Source organism: Acidovorax sp. CCYZU-2555 (assembly GCF_018413525.1).
Lineage (GTDB): Bacteria > Pseudomonadota > Gammaproteobacteria > Burkholderiales > Burkholderiaceae_C > Comamonas.
On record NZ_JAHCDD010000072.1, the window covers coordinates 1 to 22,748 of the forward strand.

Consider the following 22,748-nt stretch of genomic DNA (forward strand, 5'->3'; position numbering starts at 1 on the left):
ATTTCTTGTAGCTGGTCGCCGGGCTCAGCCAGACCTGGCCCAGGTCGTCGAAGGCCTGGGCCGCATCGCCGGCGTCATAGAGCGCGAACAGGCCGTAACGCCCGTCGAAAGGCCGGGCCGGCGCGCTGATGCCCAGGCGCGCCAGCCGCGCCGACTCGACGCCGGCACGCGCCGCGAACGCCGATTGCAGGCGCTTGCTCAGGCGGCGCTCGATATGGCTTTGCTGCGTGCCCGCGGCCTGGCCCAGCGCCAGGCCCAGCGCGGCGCCGGTCTGCGCGGCGTCCAGCCGCCACAGCCGCGCAGCCGCGGCCGCGGCGCCGAACACGCCGTAGATGGAAGTGCGGAACCAGCCGCGGTTTTCGCGCCCGGCCCGGCCCAGCCGCAGCACCAGCTCGGTGCCCGCGACGCTCGCGGCCAGCAGTTCGCGCCCGCTCGCGCCCACCTGCTCGGCCACGGCCAGCGCGGCCGGCAGCACCACGGCATCGACATGGCTGGTGAGCGGGTGCAGCGAGTCGAAGTCGAGCGCGGCCGCGAGGCTGGCGTTGTGAAACGCCGCGGCCGGCGCGGGCCGGCGCTGGTCCGTGCCCCAGAGCCGGCTGTGGGCCGCGCCGCCGTCGTCGAGCACCAGCTGGCGCACGGCCGCCATGCCTGCGGCCGAACGCGCGGCAATCGCCACCGACAGCGTGTCGAGCAGCGACGCCTTGGCGGCCGCGATGGCCTCGGCCGGCAGGTCGTCATAGCGCAGTCCGGCGATGAAGCCGGACGGAGAATGCGTAGCGCCCATCGCTCAGCGGTCGTAGCCCGGATGGTCGCGGTCGGCCTTGCGCCGGAACGCCGCCCATTCGTGGCGCGCCAGCGGCGACCAATGGGTGTCGGAATAGATCTTCTTGCCGCGCTGGAACTGGCGCTCGATCACGCCCGCATTGACCTCGACCAGCGAGTCCCGGCCCTGGGCAGCGATCTGTATGGCGCAGGCGCGCTCCAGCCGCACCATCACCGCATAGGCCTCGCCGATGCTGCGCCCGGCCGTCACCACGCCATGGTTGCGCATGAACAGGATGCTGCCGTCGCCCAGGTCGTCGGCCATGTGCTGGCACTCCTCGGCGCTCAGGCCCGAGCCCGTGTAGTCGTAGTAGCGCACGCGGTTGAGCACCAGCATGGCGTTCTGCGAGATCGGCAGCAGGCCGCCGGCCTGGGCGCTGACGGCCGTACCGTTGACCGAATGCGTGTGCATGATGGCCTGGATGTCGGGCCGCGCCGCGTAGATCGCGCCGTGGATTTCATCGGCCGCGGGGTTCACGCCATTGGGGCTGTCGCTGTAGTGGTTGCCTTCGAGGTCGATCTTGACCAGCGACGACGCCGTGATCTCCTCGAAGAAATAGCCGGCCGGGTTGACCAGATAGCGGTTGGGCTCGCCGGGCACGCGCAGCGAGAAATGCGTGCCCAGCAGATCGTGCCAGCCCTGGGCCGCGGCCAGGCGGTAGGCCGCGGCCAGGTCGACGCGCGCCTCCCATTCGGCGGCGCTGTAGCGAAACGAAGCGGAAGAAACCGGTGGCAATGTGTGCAAGCTCATGGGGATCCTTGGAGTGAATGGGGTTCAGGCCGCGCGCGCGTAGTGGCTCGCGGGGCGTTCCAGGCCGAGGTGGCTGCGCAGCGTCTTGCCCTGGTATTCATGGCGAAAACGCCCGCGGCGCTGGAGCTCGGGCACCAGCAGGTCGACGACGTCGTCGAGCGCCGTGGGCAGCCAGGGCAGCATCAGGTTGAAGCCGTCGGCGCCCTGCCCGTCTATCCACTCCTCGAACTGGTCGGCCACCTGGGCCGCCGTGCCTATGGCCAGCAGATGACCGCGCGCGCCGACCACGCGCTCGTAGAACTGGCGCACCGTGAGACCGTCGCCGCGCGCCATGTCGATCAGCAGCTTCTGGCGGCTGGGGAAGTCGGGTGTCAGCTCCAGCTCGGGGAAGGGCTCGTCCAGCGGCATGCCCGACAGGTCTATGCCCAGATGGCGCTTGAGCACGATCCAGCCGACCTGGGGATGGATCAGCGACTGCAGCCGCTGGTATTTCTCCTGGGCTTCCTCGTGCGTGCGGCCTATGAAGGTCATCACGCCCGGCATGATGCGGATTTCGTCCGCATGGCGGCCCAGCGCCGCGGCGCGCGACTTGACGTCCTGGTAGAAGCCGCGCGCGGCCTGCAGGTTGGGCTGGGCGGTGAAGATCACTTCGGCCTGGCCGGCCGAGAAGTCGCGGCCCTCGTGCGACGCGCCGGCCTGCACGATCACCGGCCGGCCCTGGGGCGAGCGCGGGATGTTGAGCGGGCCGCGCGACGCGAAGAACTCGCCGCGGTGGTGGAGCACATGCAGCTTCTCAGGGTCGAAGTACAGGCCCGAGTCCTTGTCGCGCACGAAGGCGTCGTCGTCCCAGCTGTCCCACAGGCGCTTGGTCACGTCGACGAACTCCAGCGCGCGCCGGTAGCGCTCGGCGTGGCCCGCGACTTCGCCGCGGTTGAAGTTCAGCGCTTCCTTGTCGTTGAACGAGGTCACCACGTTCCAGCCCGAGCGCCCGCCGCTGAGCTGGTCCAGCGTGGCGAACTTGCGCGCCACATGGAAAGGCTCGAAGTAGCTGGTCGAGACCGTGCCGACCAGGCCCAGGTGGGTGGTCGCACCGGCCAGCGCGGCCAGCAGCGTGGTGGGCTCTAGCCGCGTGACGCGCGAGGTGCGCCCCAGCGTCTCGTCTTCGGGATACTGCGCGGCCATCTGGTCGCCGAAGAAGATCATGTCGAGCTTGCCGCGCTCGGCCGTCTGCGCCAGCGCGCGGTAGAAGCCGAACTCGCTGCCGCCGGAGGCGGGCACGTCGGGGTGGCGCCAGGCCGCGATGTGGTGGCCCACATCGAGCGGAAACGCGCCCAGATGGATGTGCTTCAAAGGGGTTGCCATGGCGCTGCTCAGAGGCGCGAAGTCACGTCATAGGCCTGGCCCAGATGGGCCTTGCCCACGGTGGCCGCGGTCTTGTCGTAGTTCTCGTGCAGGGTCTGGTAGCGCAGATCGCGCACCACGCGCGCCAGCGCGCTGTCGGCCGCGAGCGCGCTGGAGCCCGCGATCTGGCAGCCACGGTCCATGGCCAGCACCGCGGCGGCGATCGCCTGGTGCTTGGCGTTCATGGAGAACAGCTCGGCAGCCTCGGGGTCTTGCGTCCACAGCCAGGCGGCGCGGTAGGTGAGCCAGCGCGCGGCATCGATGGCGATGCGGATTTCGCCCACGCGCATCTGCGTGTAGCTGTCGCCGGCCGTGCCGCGCTTGGGCAGGTATTCGGTCAGCAGATCGAACAGGCCTTCGGCGCCGCCTATGTACTGGGCGGCGAAGCTCAGATGGCTCTTGGCCTGCCAGCGGCCCTTGGACGACTCGCCGGGCGCGCCCAGCACGTCGCGGTCGGGAACGAACACTTCCTTGAGCCGCAGCACGGGGCTGTACGAAGCGCGCATGCCCAGCGGGTCCCAGGACTCGGGCTCGATGCTGAAGCCGGGCGCGCCCTGGGGAATGGCGAACATCAGGTGGCCGTCGGGCGCGGGGACGTCCCTGGCCACGCCGGCCAGCGTGTTGTAGTGCACCACATCGGCCAGCGTGGCGTAGTTCTTCACGCCCGTGACCAGCCAGCCGCCGTCGACCTTGTCGGCCACGGTCTGCAGGTTGTAGAGGCCGCGCGCGGTGCGGCCGGGCTCGCTGCCCGTGGAGTTGAGGAACTTGCCCGACTCGACGACCGGGCCCAGCAGGCGTTCGCGCTGCTCTTCGTTGCCGATCACATCGATGCGGTGCGAAGCGTTGTAGTGGATGTGTATGCACTGCGCGGTAGACAGGCAGTAGCGCGCGGTCTGCTCCACCACCAGCAGCGAGGCCAGCGGATCGGTGCCCAGCGCACCGCCGCCCAGGCCGCCTATCTCTTCGCGCAGCGAGGCCGCGGCATAGCCCGCGTCGACCAGGTCCTGCAGGTTGTCGACGGGCGTGATCGCCAGGCGGTCGTATTCCGCGGCGCGGCGCGCAAAGTTCTCGCGGCCGAGCGCACCCACGGTTTCGTAGATGTCGCGTTGCTTCTTGGTATAGGAAAAATCCATGGTCTCTTCTTCTTTGTACGGAGGGAAATCAATGAGGGGTCAGGCGAAAACCGGCCTGCGCGGGGGATCCAATGGCCTGGGGCAGTTGCGCTTCCCAGGCCAGGTAGGCGCGCGAAGCCGCGCTGTTGCCGGTGTGGCGGTCGTGCAGCCAGAACAGGAAATCGATGCGTTGCGCGTCGGCCGGCAGTTCGGGCGTGCTGTCCAGCGCCATGCCGGCCGCGCGCCATTGCGCCGCGCCGCCTGCAACGACCTGCACCCGGCCCGCCACGGCCTGGGCCAGATCGCGCGCATAGAGCTGGGCCACGCCGCCATCGGCGGCAAACACCAGCAGCGCCTTGGCGTCGCGCACGGCCTGGGGCAGTGCATCGATGCGCGAACGGTTGGACCAGACCGCGCCGCGCGGGTGGGCGGCGCGGTAGTCGGCGCTGGCATCGACCGAGATACCGGCCGCGCCCGCGGCCAGCAAGGCCAGGGCTTCCTCGGCGGAGATCGCAGCCGCTGGCGCGGCCTTGTCGGCAGCAACCGCAATCGCCTGCTCAGGGGCATGGCGCAGCACCACCGCATCCCAGCCCAGCTGGCGCAGCCAATGCGCCGTGACCTGGGCGCGCACGCCCAGATCGTCGGCCAGCACCACGCGCGCGCCGCGCGTCGCGACCCATTTGTCCAGCGTCTGCACCAGTTGGCCGCCGGCAACGCCTGTGGCGCCGGGCAGGCGCGCCGCGCCGTACTCCGCGGGGCTGCGCACATCGAAGAGATAGGTGGTGCGGCCATCGTCGGCCTGCCAGGCGTGCAGCTGCTCGAGGCTGATTTCCGGCACGTCGAAGCGCCGCGCCAGGTCATCGCCGCGCACGCGGGCCGCCGCCTGTGCGGCCTCGCCCAGCGCGCCATGCACGGCCGTGGCGCCGCTTTCAATCGCCAGGCCCGCGAGCTTCCAGTCCTGGGTGCCGCCCTGCAGGGCGCGCACCGGGTTGGGCACGCCGGCATTGATCAGCGCCTGCGCGCCAATGATGCCGCGCGTGCGGCCCGCGCAACTCACCACCACCTGGGTCGCGGGCGACTTCACGAGGTCGTCGAAGCGCAGCACCAGCTCGGCGCCGGGGCAGCTGATCGCGCCCGGCACGTGGTAGCGCGCGTATTCGGCCGTGGTGCGGCTGTCGAGCACGATCAGATCGGCGCCCTGCTGCTGCAGCCGGTACAGTTCGGCCGCCTCGATCGTGGGCGTATGGAAAGCCAATTCCACGCATTCGGCGAAGGCCTTGCTGGGCACATAAATTCCCTGGAACAGCGGCTGGCCCGCGGCCTGCCAGGCGGCGCTGCCGCCGGCCAGCAGCTGCACGCCGGTATAGCCCAGCGCGGCCAGGCGCTCGGCGGCGCGTTCGGCCGTGGAACGGCCGTCGGGGCGCTCTTCGCCTATCAGCACCACGCGCGTCGTGCGCCGCGGCACCAGCGCGGGAAAGTCGAGTTCGAGCCGGCTGTACGGCACATTGCAGGCCAGCAGCGCATGGCCAGCGCCGAACAGGCCTTCCTCGCGCACGTCGATGAGGGCGATCTCCGCGCCGTCTTCCAGCCAGCGGGCCAGGGTCGCGGGTTCTATGTAGTGGTAGGTGGTCATGCGGAAACGGGCTCGGTGCGGGAAGGGGGAGGAACAAAGCGCAGCGGCTGCACGCCGGCATCGGAATGCAGATGGCAGGCCGCCAGATGCCCGGGCGAGACGCTGCGCAGCGCGGGCGCTTCGCTGCGGCAGCGCGGCAGCACATGCGGGCAGCGCGTGTGAAAGCGGCAGCCCTGCGGCGGCTGGAAGGGGTTGGGCAGATCGCCCTGCAGCGGCTGCTTGTCGGCGATGCGGCTGCGGCGCGGGTCCATCACCGGCACGGCGTCGATCAAGGCCTGGGTGTAGGGATGGGCGGGCCGGCGCCACAGCTCGGCGCGCGGCGCGAGCTCGACGATCTGGCCCAGGTACATCACGGCCACGCGGTCGGCCAGGTGCTGCACCACGGACAGGTCGTGGCTGATGAACAGATAGGCCACGCCGCGCGCCTGTTGCAGATCGGCCAGCAGATTGAGCACCTGCGCCTGCAGCGACACGTCGAGCGCCGACACCGGCTCGTCGCAGACCACGAGATCGGGGTCCAGCGCCAGCGCGCGCGCAATCGCGATGCGCTGGCGCTGGCCGCCCGAGAACTCGTGCGCAAAGCGCGTCGCGGCATTCGCCGGCAAGCCCACCTGCTGCAGCAAGGCCAGCACGCGCTCGCGCCGCTCGGCCGCGTCGCCCAGGCCGTACAGCCGCAGCGGGTCTTCCAGCGACTGGCCCACGCGCAGGCGCGGATCGAGCGAGCCGCCCGGGTCCTGGAACACCATCTGGAAGCGCCGGCGGTGCGGGCGCAACGCCGCGACGCCCAGATGGGTGATGTCCACGCCGTCGAGCGCGATCTTCCCGCCCGCGGGTTCGAGCAGGCGCATGATGGCCTTGCCCAGCGAGGACTTGCCGCAGCCCGATTCGCCGACCAGGCCCAGCGTCTCGCCCTTTTGCAGCGTGAAGCTCGCGCGGTCGACCGCATGCAGGCGGCCGTGGCGCGTGGGATAGGCCACCTCGAGGTCGCTGACATTCAGCAAAGGGATAGTCATCAGGCGGTCTCCACCAGGGTTTCATCGGAGCGCAGGCAGGCCACGCGCGCCTGACCAGGCGCGCCTTGCGGATGGCGCAGCAGCGGGACTTCGGCATTGCAGCCGGGCAAGGCGAACGCACAGCGCGCCGCAAACGCGCAGCCGCTGATCTGCGTGCCGGCCGCGGGCACCATGCCCGGAATCTCCTGCAGCCGGTCGCGGCTGGCATGGCTGCCGGGGCGCGGGCGCGCGCCCATCAGACTGCGCGTATAGGGGTGGCGCGGCGCGTCGAACAGGCCCAGCGCCTCCTGGTGCTCGACCTTGCGGCCCGCATACATCACCAGCACTTCATCGGCGATCTCGGCGACCACGCCCAGGTCGTGGGTGATCAGGATCAGCGCCATGCCCAGGTCGCGCTGCAGGCCGTGCAGCAGGCTCAGGATCTGCGCCTGTATGGTCACGTCGAGCGCCGTCGTGGGCTCGTCGGCGATCAGCAGCGCGGGGCTCGCGGCCAGCGCCATGGCGATCGCCGCGCGCTGGCGCATGCCGCCCGAAAAGCGGTGCGGATAATCGTTCACGCGCTGCTGCGGCTCGGGAATGCGCACCAGGTCCAGCAATTCGATGGCGCGCCGGCGCGCGCCCGCGCGGCCCAGCGGCTCGTGCGCCTGCACCGCCTCGACGATCTGGTCGCCAATGGTCAGCACCGGGTTCAGCGCCGCCATCGGGTCCTGGAAGATGATGGACATGCGCGCACCGCGCACGCGGCGCATCTCGCGCTCGGGCAGGCGCGCCAGGTCCTGGCCTTCGAACAGCAGCTTGCCACTGAGCTGGGCGCTCGCGGGCAGCAGGCGCATCAGCGCCAGCGCGCTGATCGACTTGCCGCAGCCCGACTCGCCGACGATGGCCAGCGTGCGCCCGGCCTCGACCGAGAAGGACAGGCCGTCGACCGCGGCAAACTGCCGGCCCGCGCCCAGAGGAAAACGGATGGACAGGTCATCGACCTGCAGCAGCGGCGCGCTCATCGTGTGGTCCTCGGGTTGAGCACGTCGTTGAGGCCGTTGCCCAGCAACATGAAGGCCATCACCGTGACGAAGATCGCCAGGCCCGGCAGCGCCGTCATGTACCAGGCGGTGCGCAGCACCTGCCGGCCCGCGCCGACCATGCTGCCCCAGGAGACGGTATCGGTATCGCCCAGGCCCATGAACGACAGCGAAGCCTCGGCCAGGATCACCTGGGCGACCAGCACCGACGCAGAAACGATCACCGCCGACAGGCTGTTGGGCAGCACATGGCGCACGATGATGCGTGCGCTGCCCATGCCCATGGTCACGGCCGCATTCACATAGTCGTTCTGGCGCACGCGCAATGCATCGGCGCGCACCAGGCGCGCGATCTGCGGCCAGGAGGTCAGGCCCAGCGCCAGCGCGATGCTGCCCGCCGAAGGCCCGAGAATGATCACCAGCGCAATCGTGAACAGCAGCGTGGGCATGGTCAGGAAGATCTCGGTGAAGCGCATCAGGCCGTCGTCGATGCGCCCGCCAAAGAAGCCGCAGACCACGCCTATGGCCGTGCCCACCACCACCGCCAGCAGCATCGCGCCGAAGGCGATCACCAGCGACTGGCGCGCGCCATGCATCAGTGCGGCGGCCATGTCGCGGCCCAGCATGTCGGTGCCCAGCGGAAACGCGCTGTCGGCGCCCGGCCACAGATTGGGCGGGCCGACCATGTCGCGCGGATCGCCGGGATAGAACAGCGTCGCCGCCAGGGCCGCCGCGAGAATCAGCAACAGGATCAGGCCCCCGGCCAGCGCCGCGGGCGAATGCCGCAGCCGGGCCCAGAAAAGTCGGTTCATCGGCCCACCTCGATACGCGGGTCGAGCAACACATAGAGGAAGTCGACCAGCAGGTTCATGACAATCACCAGCAAGGAGCTGAACAGGAAGATGGCGAGAAACAGGTTGAGATCGCGCGCCGCCACCGCGTCGAATGCCAGCCGGCCAATGCCGGGCCAGCCGAACACCGTCTCTATCACCACCGTGCCGCCGAACAGGCCGCCCAGATGCAGACCGGTCACGGTGACGATGGGCAGCAGCGCATTGCGCAGCACATGGCGCAGCGTCACGCGCCATTCGCTCAGGCCCTTGGCGCGCGCGGTGCGCACGAAGTCCAGGCCCGCGACATCGAGCATGGCCGAGCGCGTGAGCCGCACATAGAGCGACAGATAGAAGCAGCCCAGCGAGAACGCCGGCAGCACCAGATGGCGCGCGACATCCAGCGCCTGCTGCCAGAAGCCGTCATAGGCCATGCCCACGGTCGACAGCCCGGCCACCGGAAACCAGCGCAGGTGGATGGAGAACACCACGATCAGCATCAGCCCTATCCAGAACAGCGGCGTGGCGAAGCCAATCGTCGAGAGCACGGAAATCGCGGTGTCCAGCCACGAGCCGCGGTGGCGCGCGGCGATCACGCCCAGCGCCACGCCCACCACCAGCGCGAACGTGATCGCGCTCAGCGAGAGCAGCAGCGTGGCCGGCAGCGCGCTCCAGATCAGGTCGACGACCGGCATGTTGTCGCGAAACGAATAGCCCAGATCGAGGTGGACCAGCCGCACCAGGAAGTTCCAGAACTGCTCGTGCGCGGGCACGTCGAGGCCATAGAGCTGGCGCAGCTCCTGCATGTATTCGACGGTGGCGCCGCCCGATTCGCCGGCGATCACATCGACGGTGTCGCCGGGTGCGGCCTTCATCAGAATGAAGGACAGCAGCACGATCACCACCGAGGTCGGAACGACCTGCAGCAAACGGCTGAAAAGATAACGGCGTGCGCCGGAGAATTTGCGGCTCATCGCGACCTCACAGCACGCTCTTCTGGCCGCCGTCGACCGACACCAGCGCGCCCACCATGTAGCTCGCGCGCTCGCTGGCGACAAAGGCCACGACATCGGCCACTTCCGCCGCCTGGCCGTAGCGGCGCAGCGGCAGCGCCGATTCGCCCAGCGCGCGCGCCTGCGCCACGCTCACGCCCAGGCGCTGGGCCTGCGACTGCAGGGTCTGGGCAATGCGGCCGGTCTCGGTGACGCCGGGGTTGACGGCATTGATGCGTATGCCGAAACGCGCGTGGTATTGCGCCAGGCCGATGGTGGCCAGCAGCAGCGCGGCATTGGCCGCGCCGCCCGCGATATGCGGTTCGCTGGGCACCTTGCCGCCCGTGCCGACGATGTTGACGATGGCGCCGATCTCGCGCTGTGGCGCGGTCTCGCCGGTCTGGCCCGCGGCGCGTGCGCGCTCGCCGAAACGGCGCAGCACCGCGTCCTGGGCGTGGATATAAGGCAGAAACTTGGCGCTGATGGCCTCGCTCCAGGCGGCTGCGTCCAGTTCGCTGGGCGCACGGCGCCGGGCCGCGCCCGCGCTGTTGATCAGCACGTCGATGGGCCCCAGCGCCTGCTCGACTTCGGCCACCACGCGTTCGGCCTCCTGCGGCGTGCCCAGGTCGGCCGCGAACGCCTTCACATCCTTCCAGCCCTCTTCGGCCAGTTGCGCCACGGCCTGGGCCAGGCGGCCTGCATGGCGCGCGACCAGCGCCACGCGTGCGCCTTCGGCCAGCAGGCTGCGCGCCGACGCCAGGCCCAGCCCCTGACTGCCCCCGGTCACGAGCACCACCTTGTTCTTCAATTTCAGATCCATGCTGACTCGCGGTTATTGATTAATTTTTTCGACTGAAAATCATTTTCAAGTTTCAGCACCGGGATTTTATGACCGCCATAAATACCCGGATGGCATGTTTTATTAATAAGGATATTCGTTTTTCGAATCGTTCTACCGGATGAATATCAAAAACAGATACTGAGCATATCCATCGCATATATGTCTTTGATTTCACTGGAACTCATATCCACAGAATATATATTCCATTGATTGAATGAATGCTTGAAATAATGGAAAAGCTTATGCGCAAACATTCGAATAAATGGGGTGCCGGCTTATATAGCATCGCGCTTTGGCATTTTCACCAACACGCCAAAATCCGGCAATTACCCATTCGCCGGAGTTACTCACCCCATATTGATATTTATGAAAAAGCGTTTATCCCTTGCCCTGCTGACCGTTCTGGCCCAGGGCGCCATGGCCCAGTCCCCTTCGTCCATCACCCTGTTCGGCATCGTCGATGCCAATGTCCAGTACGTGAAGAACGGCGCTGTCAGCGCCACCCAGGTCGGCAGCGGCGGTGAATCCACCGGCCGCCTGGGTGTGCGCGGCGTGGAAGACCTGGGCGGTGGCCTCAAGGCCGGCTTTCACCTCGAAACCCAGGTCGGCCTGGACACCGGCGCGGTGGGCGCGACCAGCGGCGGCGTCAACCGCTTCTGGGCACGCCGCTCCACAGTGAGTCTGCACTCCAGCCTGGGCGAGTTGCGCCTGGGCCGCGACACCCTGCCGACATGGACGGCGCTGTCGAACTTCGACGCCTTCAACACCATAGGCATAGGCGCCACCAGCAACCTCTACCCCGATGCCAACGCCTTCGGCAGCGTGGGCCGCGTGCGCCTGGACAACCTCGTGGCCTATTCGCTGCCCAACACGCTGGGCGGCGTCTACGGCACGTTCGCGATTGCGCCCAGCGAAGGCGCGGCGGGCGGCAAGTACTACGGCGCACGTCTGGGCTATGCGGCGCGCGGCCTCAACGTCACGGCGGCCTATGGCGAAACCAAGGTCAACGCGCTCGACGCCCACAAGGTGCTGATCGCCAGCGGCGCATATGACTTCGGCGTGCTCAAGCTGCTCGGCACGGTGCAGGAGACCAAGTTCGTCAATGCCAGCAACCGCCTCTACTCGCTGGGCGTGGTCAGCCCGATAGGCCGCGGCAAGGTGTCGGCGGCGATCGCCCGCACGACCGGCGATGGCGTGCAGGGAACGACCAACTGGAGCGCGGTTTCCGCCAACCAGTTCTCGGTCGGTTACGCCTACTCCTTGTCCAAGCGCACTGCCTTGTACTCCACGCTGTCGTATCTGAAGAACAAGGGCGCGGCGCGCTACACGGTCGCAAGCATCTCGGGCAGTTCACCGCTGGCCGGCGACAGCTCGCGCGCGGTGAACGTGGGCATACGCCACAGCTTCTGATAGCCGCCAGGGGCTGATGCACGCGCAGCGGCCTCAGCCCCTGGCGCCAAGCCGCAAATGAGAAATCAGGCGGGAGCGAACATCTGCGCGGCAAAGCCCGGCGATGCGCCTTCGACCAGGCCTGCGCCTGGCGGCGCTGCGCGGTCCAGCTCGCGCGCCACCGTCGCGGCGGTCTGCAGAAAATGCCGCAGCAACGTGCTTTGCGAATGGCGCCGGTAGACCAGATTGAGGGGAACGGAAAGCCCCAGCTCCGTGCCCAGAGGCTTGTAGACCACCGAGGCCGGATGGAAGGCGCGCATCGCGTCGGGCACCAGCGTCATGCCGGCACCGCAGGCCACCATGTGGATGGCCGACATCAAGCGCCGGGTTTCGTCGGCCACGCGCATCTTCAGGCCGGCGCTGGCAAAGCGTTCGAGCAGCATCTCGCCGATGCCGCTGCACTTTTCCTGGCGGTAGAGCACCACGCCCTGCTGCTCCAGATCCTGCAGCACGATGCGGTCCGCGCTCGCGCAGGGGTGGCTGACCGGAATGGCCGCGACCAGGGCCTCGTCGGCCAGCCATTGCGAGGCCAGCTCGGCATGGCGCTGCACGCCCGAACGCATGAAGATCGCGTCCAGATGGTCCTGGCGCACGGCATCGAGCAGGTCGATGTGCGAGCCGTCTTCGATCTTCAGCGAGATCTGCGGAAAATCGCGCCGAAAGCGCTCGAACAGCGCCTGCGTGCGCACGTTCAGCAAGGAGGAGCTGGTCAGGCCTATGCGCAGCACGCCGTCGATTCCCTTGTCGAACTGGCGCAGCCGCGCGACCGCTTCCTCGGCGCTGGAGATAATGCCACGCGCCTCGTGAAGAAACAGCCGGCCGGCGGCATTCAGCTCGACTTTGCGCGGCGATCGCGTGAATAATTCCACGCCCAGTTCGCGCTCGAGCAATTGAATCTGCTGCGTGAGAGGCGGTTGCTTGATTCCCAGCCGCTGAGCGGCACGCGTGACCTGACCTTCTTCGGCAACGGCAATGAAATAACGAAGATGGCGTAGTTCCATGGAAGGGATGGGCGAGGAGAAATCAAGCGGAAAAATAACGGGTTTCCATTATTCATCGCCACTGATGATTTCCAGTAGAAGCTTTATGACTAAGCTTATTTGCTTCAGGAGTGAAGCCCTCGCAGTCCAGAACCCATGGGCGGCATATTCCCTGACTCGATGACGCGGCTGCCGAATTCACGGCTCAGTGCCGCGGACCCTGCTCCACGTCGCTGTCGACCGTGTGAACACACTCGTAAACACTTCTGCGCTCGCTGGCCGGTTTGGCGAGCAGACGCAGCATGTCGTTCGAGCCCCCTGGAAAGCTCGGCAGCGCCCAATGCAGCTTGGAGCGCACACTGATTCTTCGGGCATTGGGAAAGCGCTTCAAGGCATCGGCAACGGCTTCACAGGTGCTGGGGGAAAAGGCGGTGTAGCAAAAGCCACCCACATTGATGACGCAGAACCTCATGGCACTCCTTGTTGATTTGGCATTTCTCTTCACCCTTAGTATCGGCAGGCATGTGTCAAAATGAAACAAAAAACACAATGATCTAACAAATGGCCGAATTCAAGACGTGAAAAAGCCCGCTAGACGCGGGCTTTCTCGGCACTTGGGCGCCAGGATCAGGAGCTGGGGCCCTGCGCGGCGCGGCTGCCGATCAGAAGCTTTCCCACTCGCCTTGGCTGCTGCCCGGGGCCACAGGCTTGGCAGGGGCCGCCGGTGTCTTGGCGGGAGTCGCTTCGATGCGTACACGTGGCGCGGCCAGGGACTGCTTGGCGCTGTTCACGCCGCGCCCGGCAGCCGCAGGGGTACGCGCCGGCGCGGCAAGCGCCACGCTGGCTGGCGCGGCGCTGCCGCTCAGCGTGAAGACCGACACCGCCTTGACCAGTTCGCCCGCCTGGTTGTTGAGCGCGCTCGCGGCGGCGGCCATTTCTTCCACCAGCGAAGCATTCTGCTGCGTGGCCTGGTCCATCTGCGTGACGGCTTCGCCGATCTGGCCCACGCCCGCGCTCTGTTCGCTGCTGGCCGCGCTGATCTCGCCCATGATGTCGGTCACGTTGCGGATCGCCTGGACCACTTCCGTCATGGTCGTTCCGGCCTTGTCCACCAGCGCACTGCCCTGCTCCACGCGCTCTACGCTCGCTGTGATCAGGCCCTTGATTTCCTTGGCGGCGTCCGCGCTGCGCTGCGCCAGGCTGCGCACTTCGCTGGCCACCACGGCAAAGCCGCGGCCTTGCTCGCCGGCGCGCGCGGCTTCCACGGCAGCGTTGAGCGCCAGGATATTGGTCTGGAACGCGATGCCGTCGATCACGGAAATGATGTCGGCAATCTTGGCGCTGCTGGCGTTGATGCTTTTCATGGTTTCGATGACTTCGGTCACCACCTCGCCACCTTGCGCCGCCACCGTCGATGCATTGACCGCCAACTGATTGGCGGCGCGCGCATTCTCGGCATTCTGGCGCACGGTGGAGCCCAGCTCTTCCATGGACGCGGCGGTTTGTTCCAGCGCCGAAGCCTGCTCTTCCGTGCGCGCCGACAGATCGTTGTTGCCCGAGGCAATCTGCGCGCTGCCCGAGGCCACGCCTTCGGCGTTTTGCCGCACCAGGCTCACGGTGTTGACCAGGCTTTGCTGCATCTGCTGCATGGAGCGCAGCAGCTGACCGGTTTCGTCGTTGGAGTTCACCACGATGGGCGTGCTGAGATCACCGCTGGCGATGCGATCCGACACTTCGACCGCGCGCCGCAGGGGCAGAACGATGGAGCCGATGATGCTGATCGCCAGAAAAATCGCCACCAGCACCGCGATGCTCGCGGCAATCAGGATATCGCGTTCCAGCGCTTCGGCGCTGGCCTCGGCGCGCTCGCCGGCTTCCTTGGAACGCAATTCCTGCAGCTTCATCTGCTCCTGGATATCGACCTGATAGGCGCGCTGTGCGGGACGGAAATTCTCTTCCAGAAACACCATCGCTTCTTCCAGCTGGCCTTGCTCGATCAGCGCCAGATATTGGTCGCCCGACTTGAGAAAGGCGGCACGCGATGCCTGCATCTTCACCATGATGGTCTTTCCTTCGCTGGAGTTGATCATCTCGTCCAGTATCTTGAATTGAACCGCGACCTCGGCGCGCGCGGCAGCGATGCGGCTGATCGACGATTTCTTGATTTCGCTGGAGGTGAAGATCGCCAGGTTGCGCACCAGAATCGCCTGTTCGTTGACCTGGTCTATCACCGTGTTCAAGGCCTTGGTCAGCGGAACGCGCCGCTGCAACACATCGGTCAATTCAGCGCGCTGGTCGGCGGAGCGCCAGAGTCCAATGCCGCCCAGGGCGATCAGCAGCAGCACCATGATGCTGAATGCCACAATCAATCGTGATGAAATTTTTAGTTGGTTCATTGTTTGTCTCTGAAAGGAAATGGGTACGCCAGATACGCCGTCCCCAGGAAATGAGGAAGCGAATTCGGTGCGATGGAAATTCCCGTCGTTGGGACGTCGATTTCGGCCAGCGGCCGTGTCGCGCTGCAACCGGCATGGGCGCAGGATCATCAAGGGATCGGGGCGAGGGAACGCAAGATCCGGGCCGGTTCAAGACCTTGACCACGTTCTGCTCCTCCAGCCCCATCAGACGCGCTGACTCTTCAGCAAAAGCCGTGCAGCGTGCAGGGCTCCGATGCTGCTGATTTGTTCCAGCGAAAACGCGCCAGCTTCCACCAGGGATAGGTGGAGCGCGGCAGATCCTTGGGCTTCTTCACCCGCCATTGCGGCGGCTGCGCCATCTCGTTGGACTTCTTGCTCAAGTGCGAACACGTTCGACGCCAGACAAATGCCACGGGGATAGAAGGTTTATGCGGGTCTCCAAGCGGCTCGCGAAGAGTGCTCTTCAACCCTGATAACAAAAAAGGCTAGGCACCGGCCATGCCAACGTCCGGCATGGTGCGGAGAAAGCGCCCGTGCCGGAATTTCCTTAGCTTATATAACAATAATTACAATTGTAACACTTTGCAGATTTAAGGGTAATTTTCCATGGACATTTTTTCGGCACTACCCGCTAAAAACTGTAGGTCAGGTTGAACGCCACATTGGTTTTCGATGTGCGAAAGTGCTCGGGCTTTCTGACCGGCGCGGCCAGGAACACTTCGTAGGAGAAGCCACGGCCGGCGCCGCGCAGGCCCATGGCCGCTCCCGTGAGCGATCGGCCCGCCAGGTACGCGGCCGATGGGCCGCTGACGCGGCCGGTGTCGAGCGCGAGAAACGCCTCGGCGTGGGCATTGAGCGGCAGAGCGATTTCGTTGCGCCAGGTGCGGCCGCGTTCGGCCAGCAGACTGCTTTCGCCATCGAAGCCGCGCACGGTGTAACGCCCGCCTATGCCGATGCGGTCCTGCGGCGTCAGCGGCGTGCGGTTCCACTGGCCATGCCATGCCGTGGAAAATCGCAGGCGCTTGCCCGCGAGCGCGAAAGGCCGGGTCAGCGCCAGGTCGGCGATGACGAGCTTCATGCGCGACGTGCCCTCGCCCCACGGTTCTTCGGGCGCTCGCAGCGCGCCGAATGCGCCCGTGCCGCGCTTGAACGCCAGGTTGCCTTCCAGCAGCGTCGTGCCCAGGTAGCTGCGCTGCGCGAGGCTCAGTTCATAGCCCGCGGTGCTGCGGCGCTGGACATCGATTTCGGTGTCGTCGATGAAATTGGACGATGCGCGGTGAAAGGCGCGCGCGCCGGCCGTGGTACGCGACCAGGCATTGCGGTGGATGACCCGGCTGAGCCTGGCATCGAGCTGGCTGGATTCGCCGCTGTAGACATATTCCTCATAGGCGCCGGCCACCGTCTGGTGGTAGCGATTGGATGAAGCGGTCAGGCCCAGCAGCCAGTAGTCGAGCGGCACCGAATAGTGCAGCGCCAGGTTTTCGGTGCCGCGGCGGTCTGCGTTGCGCAGGCCGCGGCCCAGGCTCAGATAGACCAGATCGTTGCGCAGCAGCGGGTTGTCCCAGGACAGCGTGGCCGAGCCCTGCAGCTTGCCGGTGGCTTTCGTGCCGCCATCATCCAGCGCCAGATTCAGCCGAAACGGCGCCGACTTCCGGTAGCTGACCAGCAGATCGCTTTCCCCGGGCAGGGCGCCAGGGCCTTCGGCCGGAACAATCTGGATGTCGGCGTCGGCCGTGGGAACGCGCTTGAGGTTTTCCAGCCCCTGCTCTATGTCGCGCAATTGCAGCAACTCGCCGCGGCGCGACGGCAACGCGGCCAGAACCGAGGCATGGCCCGCGCTGTCGGGGCTCAAACGCACTTCGCGCAAGACGCCGGGAATGAACGCGATCTCCAGCACGCCGCTTTGCAGGTTCTGCGGCGCGACCATCACCCGCGACGTGATGAAACCGCGCGCCACGAGCGCGTGCTGCATTCTTGCCAGAATGACTTCCACGCCCTTGGCGCCAATGCAAGGCCTGCGCCGCAAGTCCAGGCCCGCGGCACCGCGCAGCCAGGAGACATCGACGGACTGCGCGCCGGTGATACGCAGTTCATGCAGGGCAAAACACGGCGACTCGTCCTCGGGCATTTCCAGCACCTGCACCTTGGCCTGCTCCTGGAGCACATCGACATCGGGCGCGATGCGTTCGCGCAAGGCTTTTTCACGCTCCTGCTGGCGCTGCTGCTGCAGCTGATCGAGGCGGACCTCGGGCGCCGCGGCGGGTGCTGCGGGCGCTGCGGGCGGCAGTTGGGCCGCGGCGGTGCTGCTGCACACCAAGGCGAACAGGAAAATGGCAAGGCTTGGGCGTTGGCTCATGAGAGGCTTCCTGCGGAATAGGTCGTTGAGGGTTCTCAGGTCCGTGCGCACAAGCTTAGATGAACGATAGTTTTTTTCTTGTAAGAAATTAACTACGATAGTAATTTTCTTTAACCAGATAAATCGAGCAACATCTGCCTGCGGCTTGCGGCGCCTGGCTGCACCGCCCTTTGACTGCTAAGCTGGGCACCGGGCCCCAGCCCGGATGGAGGGTGAAAATGCAGCCTGACGCGATTGACTACAGAATCCTGGAGCACCTGCAAAAGCACGGGCGCAGCAGCGCCAAGGCCGTGTCGGAAGTCGTGAACCTGTCTGCGCGGGCCGCGCTGGCGCGCATACGCGCGCTCGAGGCGCATGGGCATCTGCGCGGCTATCACGCCGAACTCGATCGCGCGGTGCTCGGCGCGCATGTGGCGGTGTTCGCCGAAGTCGCGCTCAAGGACCAGCGCCAGGCGACCGTGCGCCTGTTCGAGCAGCATGCGGCCGCCTGCCCCGAAGTCATTGCCTGTCATCTGGTCAGCGGGCGCTTTGACTACCTGGTGCGCTTTTGCTGCCGCGACCTCGCGCATTACCAGGAATTGACCGACGCCTGGCTGGACCAACCCGCGCTGGGCATAGAGAAAATCGTGACCAGCACCGAGCTGAAGACGGTCAAGGAGTTCCGCGGTTTTCCGCTGTTCGCCGCGCCGGGCCGAATGGGCTGATCACGGCCCCGCGTTCAGCCGTTTCGGCGGTACGGACGCCGTTTTTGCGCGCTTGTCGTGCGCCCCGCGCTCTAGACTGGGACATGGCCGCGGCGCGGCAAACGGCACCAGCCGAGGAGCACGATATGACCAGATACCTGGGTGTCACCGACCTTCAGCGCCTGCTCGGCGAAATCGGCGCGCCAACCATGCTCGCCGACCTCGCGGGCTTCATCCACCAGGACTTCCTGCGCTGGCAAAGCTTCCAGAAATCGGCGCGCACCGCCAACCACTCGCCCGAAGGCGTGATCGAGCTCATGCCGGCCTCGGACGACACCTTGTTTGCGTTCAAGTACGTCAACGGCCATCCGCGCAACCCCTTGCAACAGTTGCCCACCGTGATGGCCTTTGGCGTGCTTGCCGAAGTCGCCACCGGCTACCCGCTGCTGCTCAGCGAGCTGACCATCACCACGGCGCTGCGCACGGCCGCGACTTCGGTGCTGGCCGCGCGCCGGCTCGCGCGCGCCGACAGCCGCAGCATGGCGCTGATCGGCAACGGCGCGCAAAGCGAGTTCCAGGCGATCGCCTTCATGGACGCACTGGGCATACGCGAAATCCGCGCCTATGACGTCGACCGCGAAGCGACCGACAAACTGATCGCCAACCTCGCGCCCCATATCCGCGCGGGTCGGCTGCAGGTCGTGGCGGCGAACTCGGTGCGCGACGCCGTGGCCGGCGCCGACATCGTCACCACGCTCACCGCCGACAAGTCCAGGGCGACCATCCTGACCGATGACATGATCGCGCCCGGCATGCACCTCAACGCGGTCGGCGGCGACTGCCCCGGCAAAACGGAGCTCGACGCGCGCATCCTCGAAAGGGCGACGGTGGTGGTGGAGTTCGAGCCGCAGACCCGCGTCGAAGGCGAGCTGCAGCAGATGCGCGCGGATTTCCGCGTCGTCGAACTGTGGCAAGTCCTCCAGGGCTTGAAGAGCGGCAGGACCGACGCGCGCGAAATCACGGTCTTCGACTCCGTGGGCTTTGCGCTCGAAGACTTTTCCGCGCTGCGCTACCTGCTCCAGCGCGCCAGCGCCATGAACATAGGCCGGCAGCTCGAGATCGTTCCCCGGCTGCACGACCCCAAAGACCTGTATGGCCATGCCATGGGCACGGCCCCGTCGCTGGCCATCACCGAATGAGGAGCAACGCCATGGACCACGCCACGACGCAAGGCTTGCACATCATCAGCGCGGAAATCGGCGAAGGCGCGCTCGACGGCGGCTGCAAATACGGTGGGCGCGCACTGCTGGACGCGGGCCTCGCCCTGGTTCTGGCCGACGCGGGCTGCGAACTGCAGTCCCTGACCACGGTCACATCAGATCCCCTGCACGCCCATGACCGCATGGACACCGTGGCCCGCTTCAGCCGCGCGCTGGCCGACGCGGCCGCGCGCCGGGTGCGCAGCGGCACGCAGCTGCTGGTCCTGGGCGGCGACCATTCCTGCGCCATCGGCACCTGGAGCGGCGTCGCGCAGGCGCTTTCGCCCCAGGGCAGGCTGGGATTGATCTGGGTCGATGCGCACCTCGACGCGCATACCCCCGAGTCCTCGGAGTCGCATGCGCCGCATGGCATGCCGCTGGCCGCCTTGCTGGGCCATGGCAGCGCGGCGTTCACCGACCTGTTTGGCTGGTCGGGCAAGATACAGGCGCGCAATCTGGTGATCATCGGCGCGCGCAGCTATGAAAGCGCCGAGCGCCGGCTGCTGGAAGCCCTGGGCGTGCAGGTGATCTATATGGAAGAAGTCGTGCACCGCGGCTTCGACGCCTGCTTCGCCCAAGCCCAGGCCACCGTGTCGGCCGGCTGCGCGGGCTGGGGGCTGAGCTTCGATCTCGACGGCCTCGACCCGGCCGATGCGCCCGCGACCGGCACGCCCGTGCGCCATGGCATTTCGCTGGCCCAGGCCACGGCGGCTTTGCACCGCTGCCGCGACGACGCGCGCTTTGTGGGCCTGGAAATCGCCGAATACAACCCGCTCAGGGACTACGGCGGAAAAACCGCGAGCGCCGTACAGGCGCTCGCGGTGGCGGGATTGGGGCGTGATGTTCAGACGCTCAGCATCGCGCCCATGGTCCGAACCTGTTGAGCGCCGCGCTCAGACGCTGCCGTGCACGGGCAGCGCGCCGCTGCGAATCGCCTTGGCCAGTTCGGCCTGGACTTCTTCGCGGCTCTTGCCTTGGGCAGCGACTGGCGCGGGGTAGTTGCCTGGAGCCAGCTGGTTCATCTTCAGGCCGGTCACGCCGTCGACGGGAATGTCGCCCGTGCGAATGGCTTCGGCGAGTTCGGCCTTGACCTGGTCGCGGGTCTTGCCCTGTGCCACGGCCTGGGCGGGGTAGCGGCCGGGGAAGACTTCGTTGGCCTTGAGACCCGATTCATTGTCGATGACGATGTTGCCGGTGCGCACGGCTTGCGCCAGTTCGGCCTGAACCTGATCGCGGCTCAGCGCGCCCGATGTGTCGGCGGCAATGGCTTGGCCGGCGGTGAAAGCGGCGACGGTGACGGCGAGGATGGAGAGGTATGTGCTTTTCATGATGAGTGTCCTTGTTTCGTTGCTTGGAGGACTTGTTGTCCGGTCCATGGGATGAACTTTAAAATTTCTTCGATCAAAGATAAACAGCACAAAATGAATACATGTGTTTCTAAAAATGAAATAATCAAGTTTTGCTGCCACAGGGCTTGAACATGGATCGTTTGCTTTCGATGCGGGTGTTTGAACGCGTGGTCAACGAGGGCGGGTTTGCGGCGGCGGCGCGTTCGCTCGACATGTCGGCGCCCGTGGTCACGCGCCTGGTCGCCGATCTGGAAGACCATCTGGGCACGCGCCTGCTGCAGCGCTCCACGCGCCGCCTGTCGCTGACCGAGGCCGGCGAGAGCTATCTGAGCCGGGTGCGCAATATCCTGCAGGACATAGACGAAGCCGACGCCGTGACCCGCTCGCAAAGCACCGAGCTCGAAGGCCTGCTGCGCGTGCATTCGCCGCCCGTGCTTGCCAGCTATGTGCTCGGCCCCTTGCTCGCCAACTTCCGCCAGCGCTATCCCAAGATCCTGTTCGATGTCGAAGTGGAGTCGACCAACGAGCCGCCGTTCGAGGAGTTCGACATCACGCTGATGGGCACGGACGAAGGCTTCAACGGCGAAGTCATCGCGCGCAAGGTGATCGAGTCCGAAGCCATTCTGGTCGCGTCACCGGCCTACCTGCAGCGCCGCGGTGCGCCGCAGCAGCCCGAAGACCTGGTGGGCCACGACTGCCTGCGGCTGAAGCAATCGAACGGCCGCCCGCGCGCCTGGCGCATGTGGTGCGTGCACGACCCCGACAACTCGCGCGAGATCGCGGTCACGCCGGTGATCGCCGCCAACCACACCGACACGCTGCTGCGCGCCGCGCTCGACGGCGCGGGCATCACCTCGGTGACGCTGGACACCGTCGCCCCCTATCTCACGCGCGGCGAACTGGTGCGCGTGCTCGATCCCTGGATCACGGGCCGGCTGGTGATGTACGCCGTGCTGCCCAGCCGCAAGTTCATTCCCCAGCGCACGCGCGTGTTTCTCGACTACCTGGTCGAGCAGGCGCGCATGCAGGCCGGCAGCGCCTTGCAGGCCTGCGCGGCGCGCCATGCCGTGGACGAAGTGCGCTGAAGCCCGCTGGGGGCGACTCGCGGGTATGCCGCTGCGAAAAAGCCACCCGAAGATGGCTTGGTGCAGGAACTACACAGCGGCGAGCCGCTGCACGGTATCTGGAAATTTCTCCACCATGCGGATGATCAGCGCCGCCTGGGCGTTGGGCTTGGCGCGGCCCTGCTCCCAGTTCTCGAGCGTGCGCGGGTTGGTACGCAGGTAACGGGCGAAAACCGTACGCGACAGGCCCAGACTTTCCCTGAGCGCCATGATTTCCGCGGCCCGGATTTCCACCGCCGGCTGGAGTTCTGCTGCGTGGGTGCGCAGCGTGCGCTTGCCGGCACGCTGCTCCTTGAGTGCGTCGAAGCCTTCGGTCAGTTCGGCAAAGATGTCACGTGTGGTCATTGTCTGGCGTCCAATTCTGCCTTGAGCATCGACTTGAGTGCGGCCTTTTGTTTGGGGTTCAAGTCGTCCATTTCATCCTTGTCATAGAGCGTGAAGAGCCAAAACTGATTGCGGCCATCCCACCAGTAATAGATTACTCTCAGCCCCCCTCGCTTGCCTTTGCCGCGTCTGGCGTCTGCATGCCGCAACTTGCGCAAGCCGCCTGTGCCCTCAATCAAATCTCCAGCCTCTGGATTTCTCATCAAGCTGTCTTGCAGGCCGCGAAAGCCCTCATCGTCCAAATAGTCGAGACGATGGCGCGCAAACGCGGGTAACTCTACGAACACTGCGTTCATGGTGAAACTATACGCAAATTGCGTATGAGTCACAAGC

At 66.4% G+C, this 22,748-nt stretch carries 23 protein-coding genes; 5 read left to right on the forward strand and 18 right to left on the reverse strand.

Annotated elements, in window-relative coordinates; all coding sequences use genetic code 11:
• The 10 genes from KHY18_RS21210 to KHY18_RS21255 all read right to left on the reverse strand — a co-directional run.
• The coding region (locus tag KHY18_RS21210; protein WP_213304545.1) for an MmgE/PrpD family protein at nucleotides 1-784 on the reverse strand (784 nt) is incomplete at its 3' end.
• Nucleotides 785-787: 3 nt separating this feature from the next.
• Entirely contained in the window at nucleotides 788-1,573 is a 786-nt protein-coding gene (locus KHY18_RS21215) for a class II aldolase/adducin family protein (protein WP_213304547.1), read from the reverse strand.
• 24 nt (nucleotides 1,574-1,597) lie between these two features.
• Nucleotides 1,598-2,935, reverse strand: a complete 1,338-nt coding sequence (locus KHY18_RS21220; RefSeq protein ID WP_213304549.1) for an LLM class flavin-dependent oxidoreductase — start codon at nucleotides 2,933-2,935, stop codon at nucleotides 1,598-1,600.
• An 8-nt stretch (nucleotides 2,936-2,943) separates the two neighbouring features.
• Entirely contained in the window at nucleotides 2,944-4,107 is a 1,164-nt protein-coding gene (locus tag KHY18_RS21225) for an acyl-CoA dehydrogenase family protein (RefSeq protein WP_213304551.1), read from the reverse strand.
• Between the two features lie 28 nt (nucleotides 4,108-4,135).
• On the reverse strand, nucleotides 4,136-5,719 hold the full coding sequence (locus tag KHY18_RS21230) for a rhodanese-like domain-containing protein (RefSeq protein WP_213304553.1): 1,584 nt from the start codon (nucleotides 5,717-5,719) through the stop codon (nucleotides 4,136-4,138).
• Entirely contained in the window at nucleotides 5,716-6,732 is a 1,017-nt protein-coding gene (locus tag KHY18_RS21235; protein WP_213304555.1) for an ABC transporter ATP-binding protein, read from the reverse strand. Before KHY18_RS21235 ends, KHY18_RS21230 begins: the two co-directional genes overlap by 4 nt.
• Nucleotides 6,732-7,733, reverse strand: coding sequence for an ABC transporter ATP-binding protein (locus KHY18_RS21240; RefSeq protein ID WP_213304558.1), 1,002 nt, complete (start codon nucleotides 7,731-7,733; stop codon nucleotides 6,732-6,734). The genes KHY18_RS21235 and KHY18_RS21240 overlap by 1 nt, the downstream gene beginning before the upstream one ends.
• Nucleotides 7,730-8,563, reverse strand: a complete 834-nt coding sequence (locus tag KHY18_RS21245; RefSeq protein WP_213304561.1) for an ABC transporter permease — start codon at nucleotides 8,561-8,563, stop codon at nucleotides 7,730-7,732. Before KHY18_RS21245 ends, KHY18_RS21240 begins: the two co-directional genes overlap by 4 nt.
• Nucleotides 8,560-9,555: an ABC transporter permease gene (locus KHY18_RS21250; RefSeq protein WP_213304564.1), complete on the reverse strand. Its 996-nt coding sequence runs from the start codon at nucleotides 9,553-9,555 to the stop codon at nucleotides 8,560-8,562. The genes KHY18_RS21245 and KHY18_RS21250 overlap by 4 nt, the downstream gene beginning before the upstream one ends.
• Before the next feature lie 7 nt (nucleotides 9,556-9,562).
• Complete coding sequence (locus KHY18_RS21255; protein WP_213304567.1) at nucleotides 9,563-10,393, reverse strand: SDR family NAD(P)-dependent oxidoreductase; 831 nt, start codon at nucleotides 10,391-10,393, stop codon at nucleotides 9,563-9,565.
• A 387-nt stretch (nucleotides 10,394-10,780) separates the two neighbouring features.
• Here KHY18_RS21255 and KHY18_RS21260 point away from each other — a divergent pair, with 387 nt between their 5' ends.
• Nucleotides 10,781-11,824, forward strand: coding sequence for a porin (locus tag KHY18_RS21260; RefSeq protein ID WP_213304569.1), 1,044 nt, complete (start codon nucleotides 10,781-10,783; stop codon nucleotides 11,822-11,824).
• 65 nt (nucleotides 11,825-11,889) lie between these two features.
• Here KHY18_RS21260 and KHY18_RS21265 read toward each other — a convergent pair whose 3' ends face one another.
• The 5 genes from KHY18_RS21265 to KHY18_RS21285 all read right to left on the reverse strand — a co-directional run bounded on the left by KHY18_RS21265 (nucleotide 11,890) and on the right by KHY18_RS21285 (nucleotide 17,616).
• Entirely contained in the window at nucleotides 11,890-12,864 is a 975-nt protein-coding gene (locus tag KHY18_RS21265) for a LysR substrate-binding domain-containing protein (protein ID WP_213304572.1), read from the reverse strand.
• Nucleotides 12,865-13,048: 184 nt separating this feature from the next.
• Nucleotides 13,049-13,315, reverse strand: a complete 267-nt coding sequence (locus KHY18_RS21270; RefSeq protein ID WP_213304575.1) for a hypothetical protein — start codon at nucleotides 13,313-13,315, stop codon at nucleotides 13,049-13,051.
• Between the two features lie 190 nt (nucleotides 13,316-13,505).
• Nucleotides 13,506-15,239 carry a methyl-accepting chemotaxis protein gene (locus KHY18_RS21275; RefSeq protein ID WP_213304578.1) on the reverse strand — a complete coding sequence of 578 codons (1,734 nt, stop codon included), beginning with the start codon at nucleotides 15,237-15,239 and terminating at the stop codon, nucleotides 13,506-13,508.
• Between the two features lie 242 nt (nucleotides 15,240-15,481).
• Complete coding sequence (locus KHY18_RS21280; RefSeq protein WP_213304581.1) at nucleotides 15,482-15,640, reverse strand: hypothetical protein; 159 nt, start codon at nucleotides 15,638-15,640, stop codon at nucleotides 15,482-15,484.
• Nucleotides 15,641-15,891: 251 nt separating this feature from the next.
• Nucleotides 15,892-17,616, reverse strand: a complete 1,725-nt coding sequence (locus tag KHY18_RS21285; RefSeq protein WP_213304584.1) for a ShlB/FhaC/HecB family hemolysin secretion/activation protein — start codon at nucleotides 17,614-17,616, stop codon at nucleotides 15,892-15,894.
• 218 nt (nucleotides 17,617-17,834) lie between these two features.
• On the opposite strand from KHY18_RS21285, the gene KHY18_RS21290 reads away from it, so the two are divergent.
• The 3 genes from KHY18_RS21290 to KHY18_RS21300 all read left to right on the forward strand — a co-directional run bounded on the left by KHY18_RS21290 (nucleotide 17,835) and on the right by KHY18_RS21300 (nucleotide 20,442).
• A complete protein-coding gene (locus tag KHY18_RS21290) occupies nucleotides 17,835-18,320 on the forward strand; it encodes an Lrp/AsnC family transcriptional regulator (RefSeq protein WP_213304587.1) in 486 nt (161 codons plus the stop codon).
• Between the two features lie 125 nt (nucleotides 18,321-18,445).
• Nucleotides 18,446-19,498, forward strand: coding sequence for an ornithine cyclodeaminase (gene ocd, locus KHY18_RS21295; RefSeq protein ID WP_213304590.1), 1,053 nt, complete (start codon nucleotides 18,446-18,448; stop codon nucleotides 19,496-19,498).
• An 11-nt stretch (nucleotides 19,499-19,509) separates the two neighbouring features.
• On the forward strand, nucleotides 19,510-20,442 hold the full coding sequence (locus KHY18_RS21300; protein WP_213304593.1) for an arginase: 933 nt from the start codon (nucleotides 19,510-19,512) through the stop codon (nucleotides 20,440-20,442).
• Between the two features lie 9 nt (nucleotides 20,443-20,451).
• On the opposite strand, the gene KHY18_RS21305 is transcribed toward KHY18_RS21300, so the two are convergent.
• On the reverse strand, nucleotides 20,452-20,886 hold the full coding sequence (locus KHY18_RS21305) for a DUF4148 domain-containing protein (RefSeq protein WP_213304596.1): 435 nt from the start codon (nucleotides 20,884-20,886) through the stop codon (nucleotides 20,452-20,454).
• 152 nt (nucleotides 20,887-21,038) lie between these two features.
• Between KHY18_RS21305 and KHY18_RS21310 the strand changes: the two genes are divergently transcribed.
• On the forward strand, nucleotides 21,039-21,992 hold the full coding sequence (locus KHY18_RS21310) for a LysR family transcriptional regulator (RefSeq protein ID WP_213304599.1): 954 nt from the start codon (nucleotides 21,039-21,041) through the stop codon (nucleotides 21,990-21,992).
• A gap of 69 nt (nucleotides 21,993-22,061) precedes the next feature.
• Here KHY18_RS21310 and KHY18_RS21315 read toward each other — a convergent pair whose 3' ends face one another.
• Nucleotides 22,062-22,376: a helix-turn-helix domain-containing protein gene (locus tag KHY18_RS21315; protein ID WP_213304602.1), complete on the reverse strand. Its 315-nt coding sequence runs from the start codon at nucleotides 22,374-22,376 to the stop codon at nucleotides 22,062-22,064.
• Nucleotides 22,373-22,711: a type II toxin-antitoxin system RelE/ParE family toxin gene (locus tag KHY18_RS21320; RefSeq protein ID WP_213304605.1), complete on the reverse strand. Its 339-nt coding sequence runs from the start codon at nucleotides 22,709-22,711 to the stop codon at nucleotides 22,373-22,375. Before KHY18_RS21320 ends, KHY18_RS21315 begins: the two co-directional genes overlap by 4 nt.
• Nucleotides 22,712-22,748: the final 37 nt, after the last annotated feature.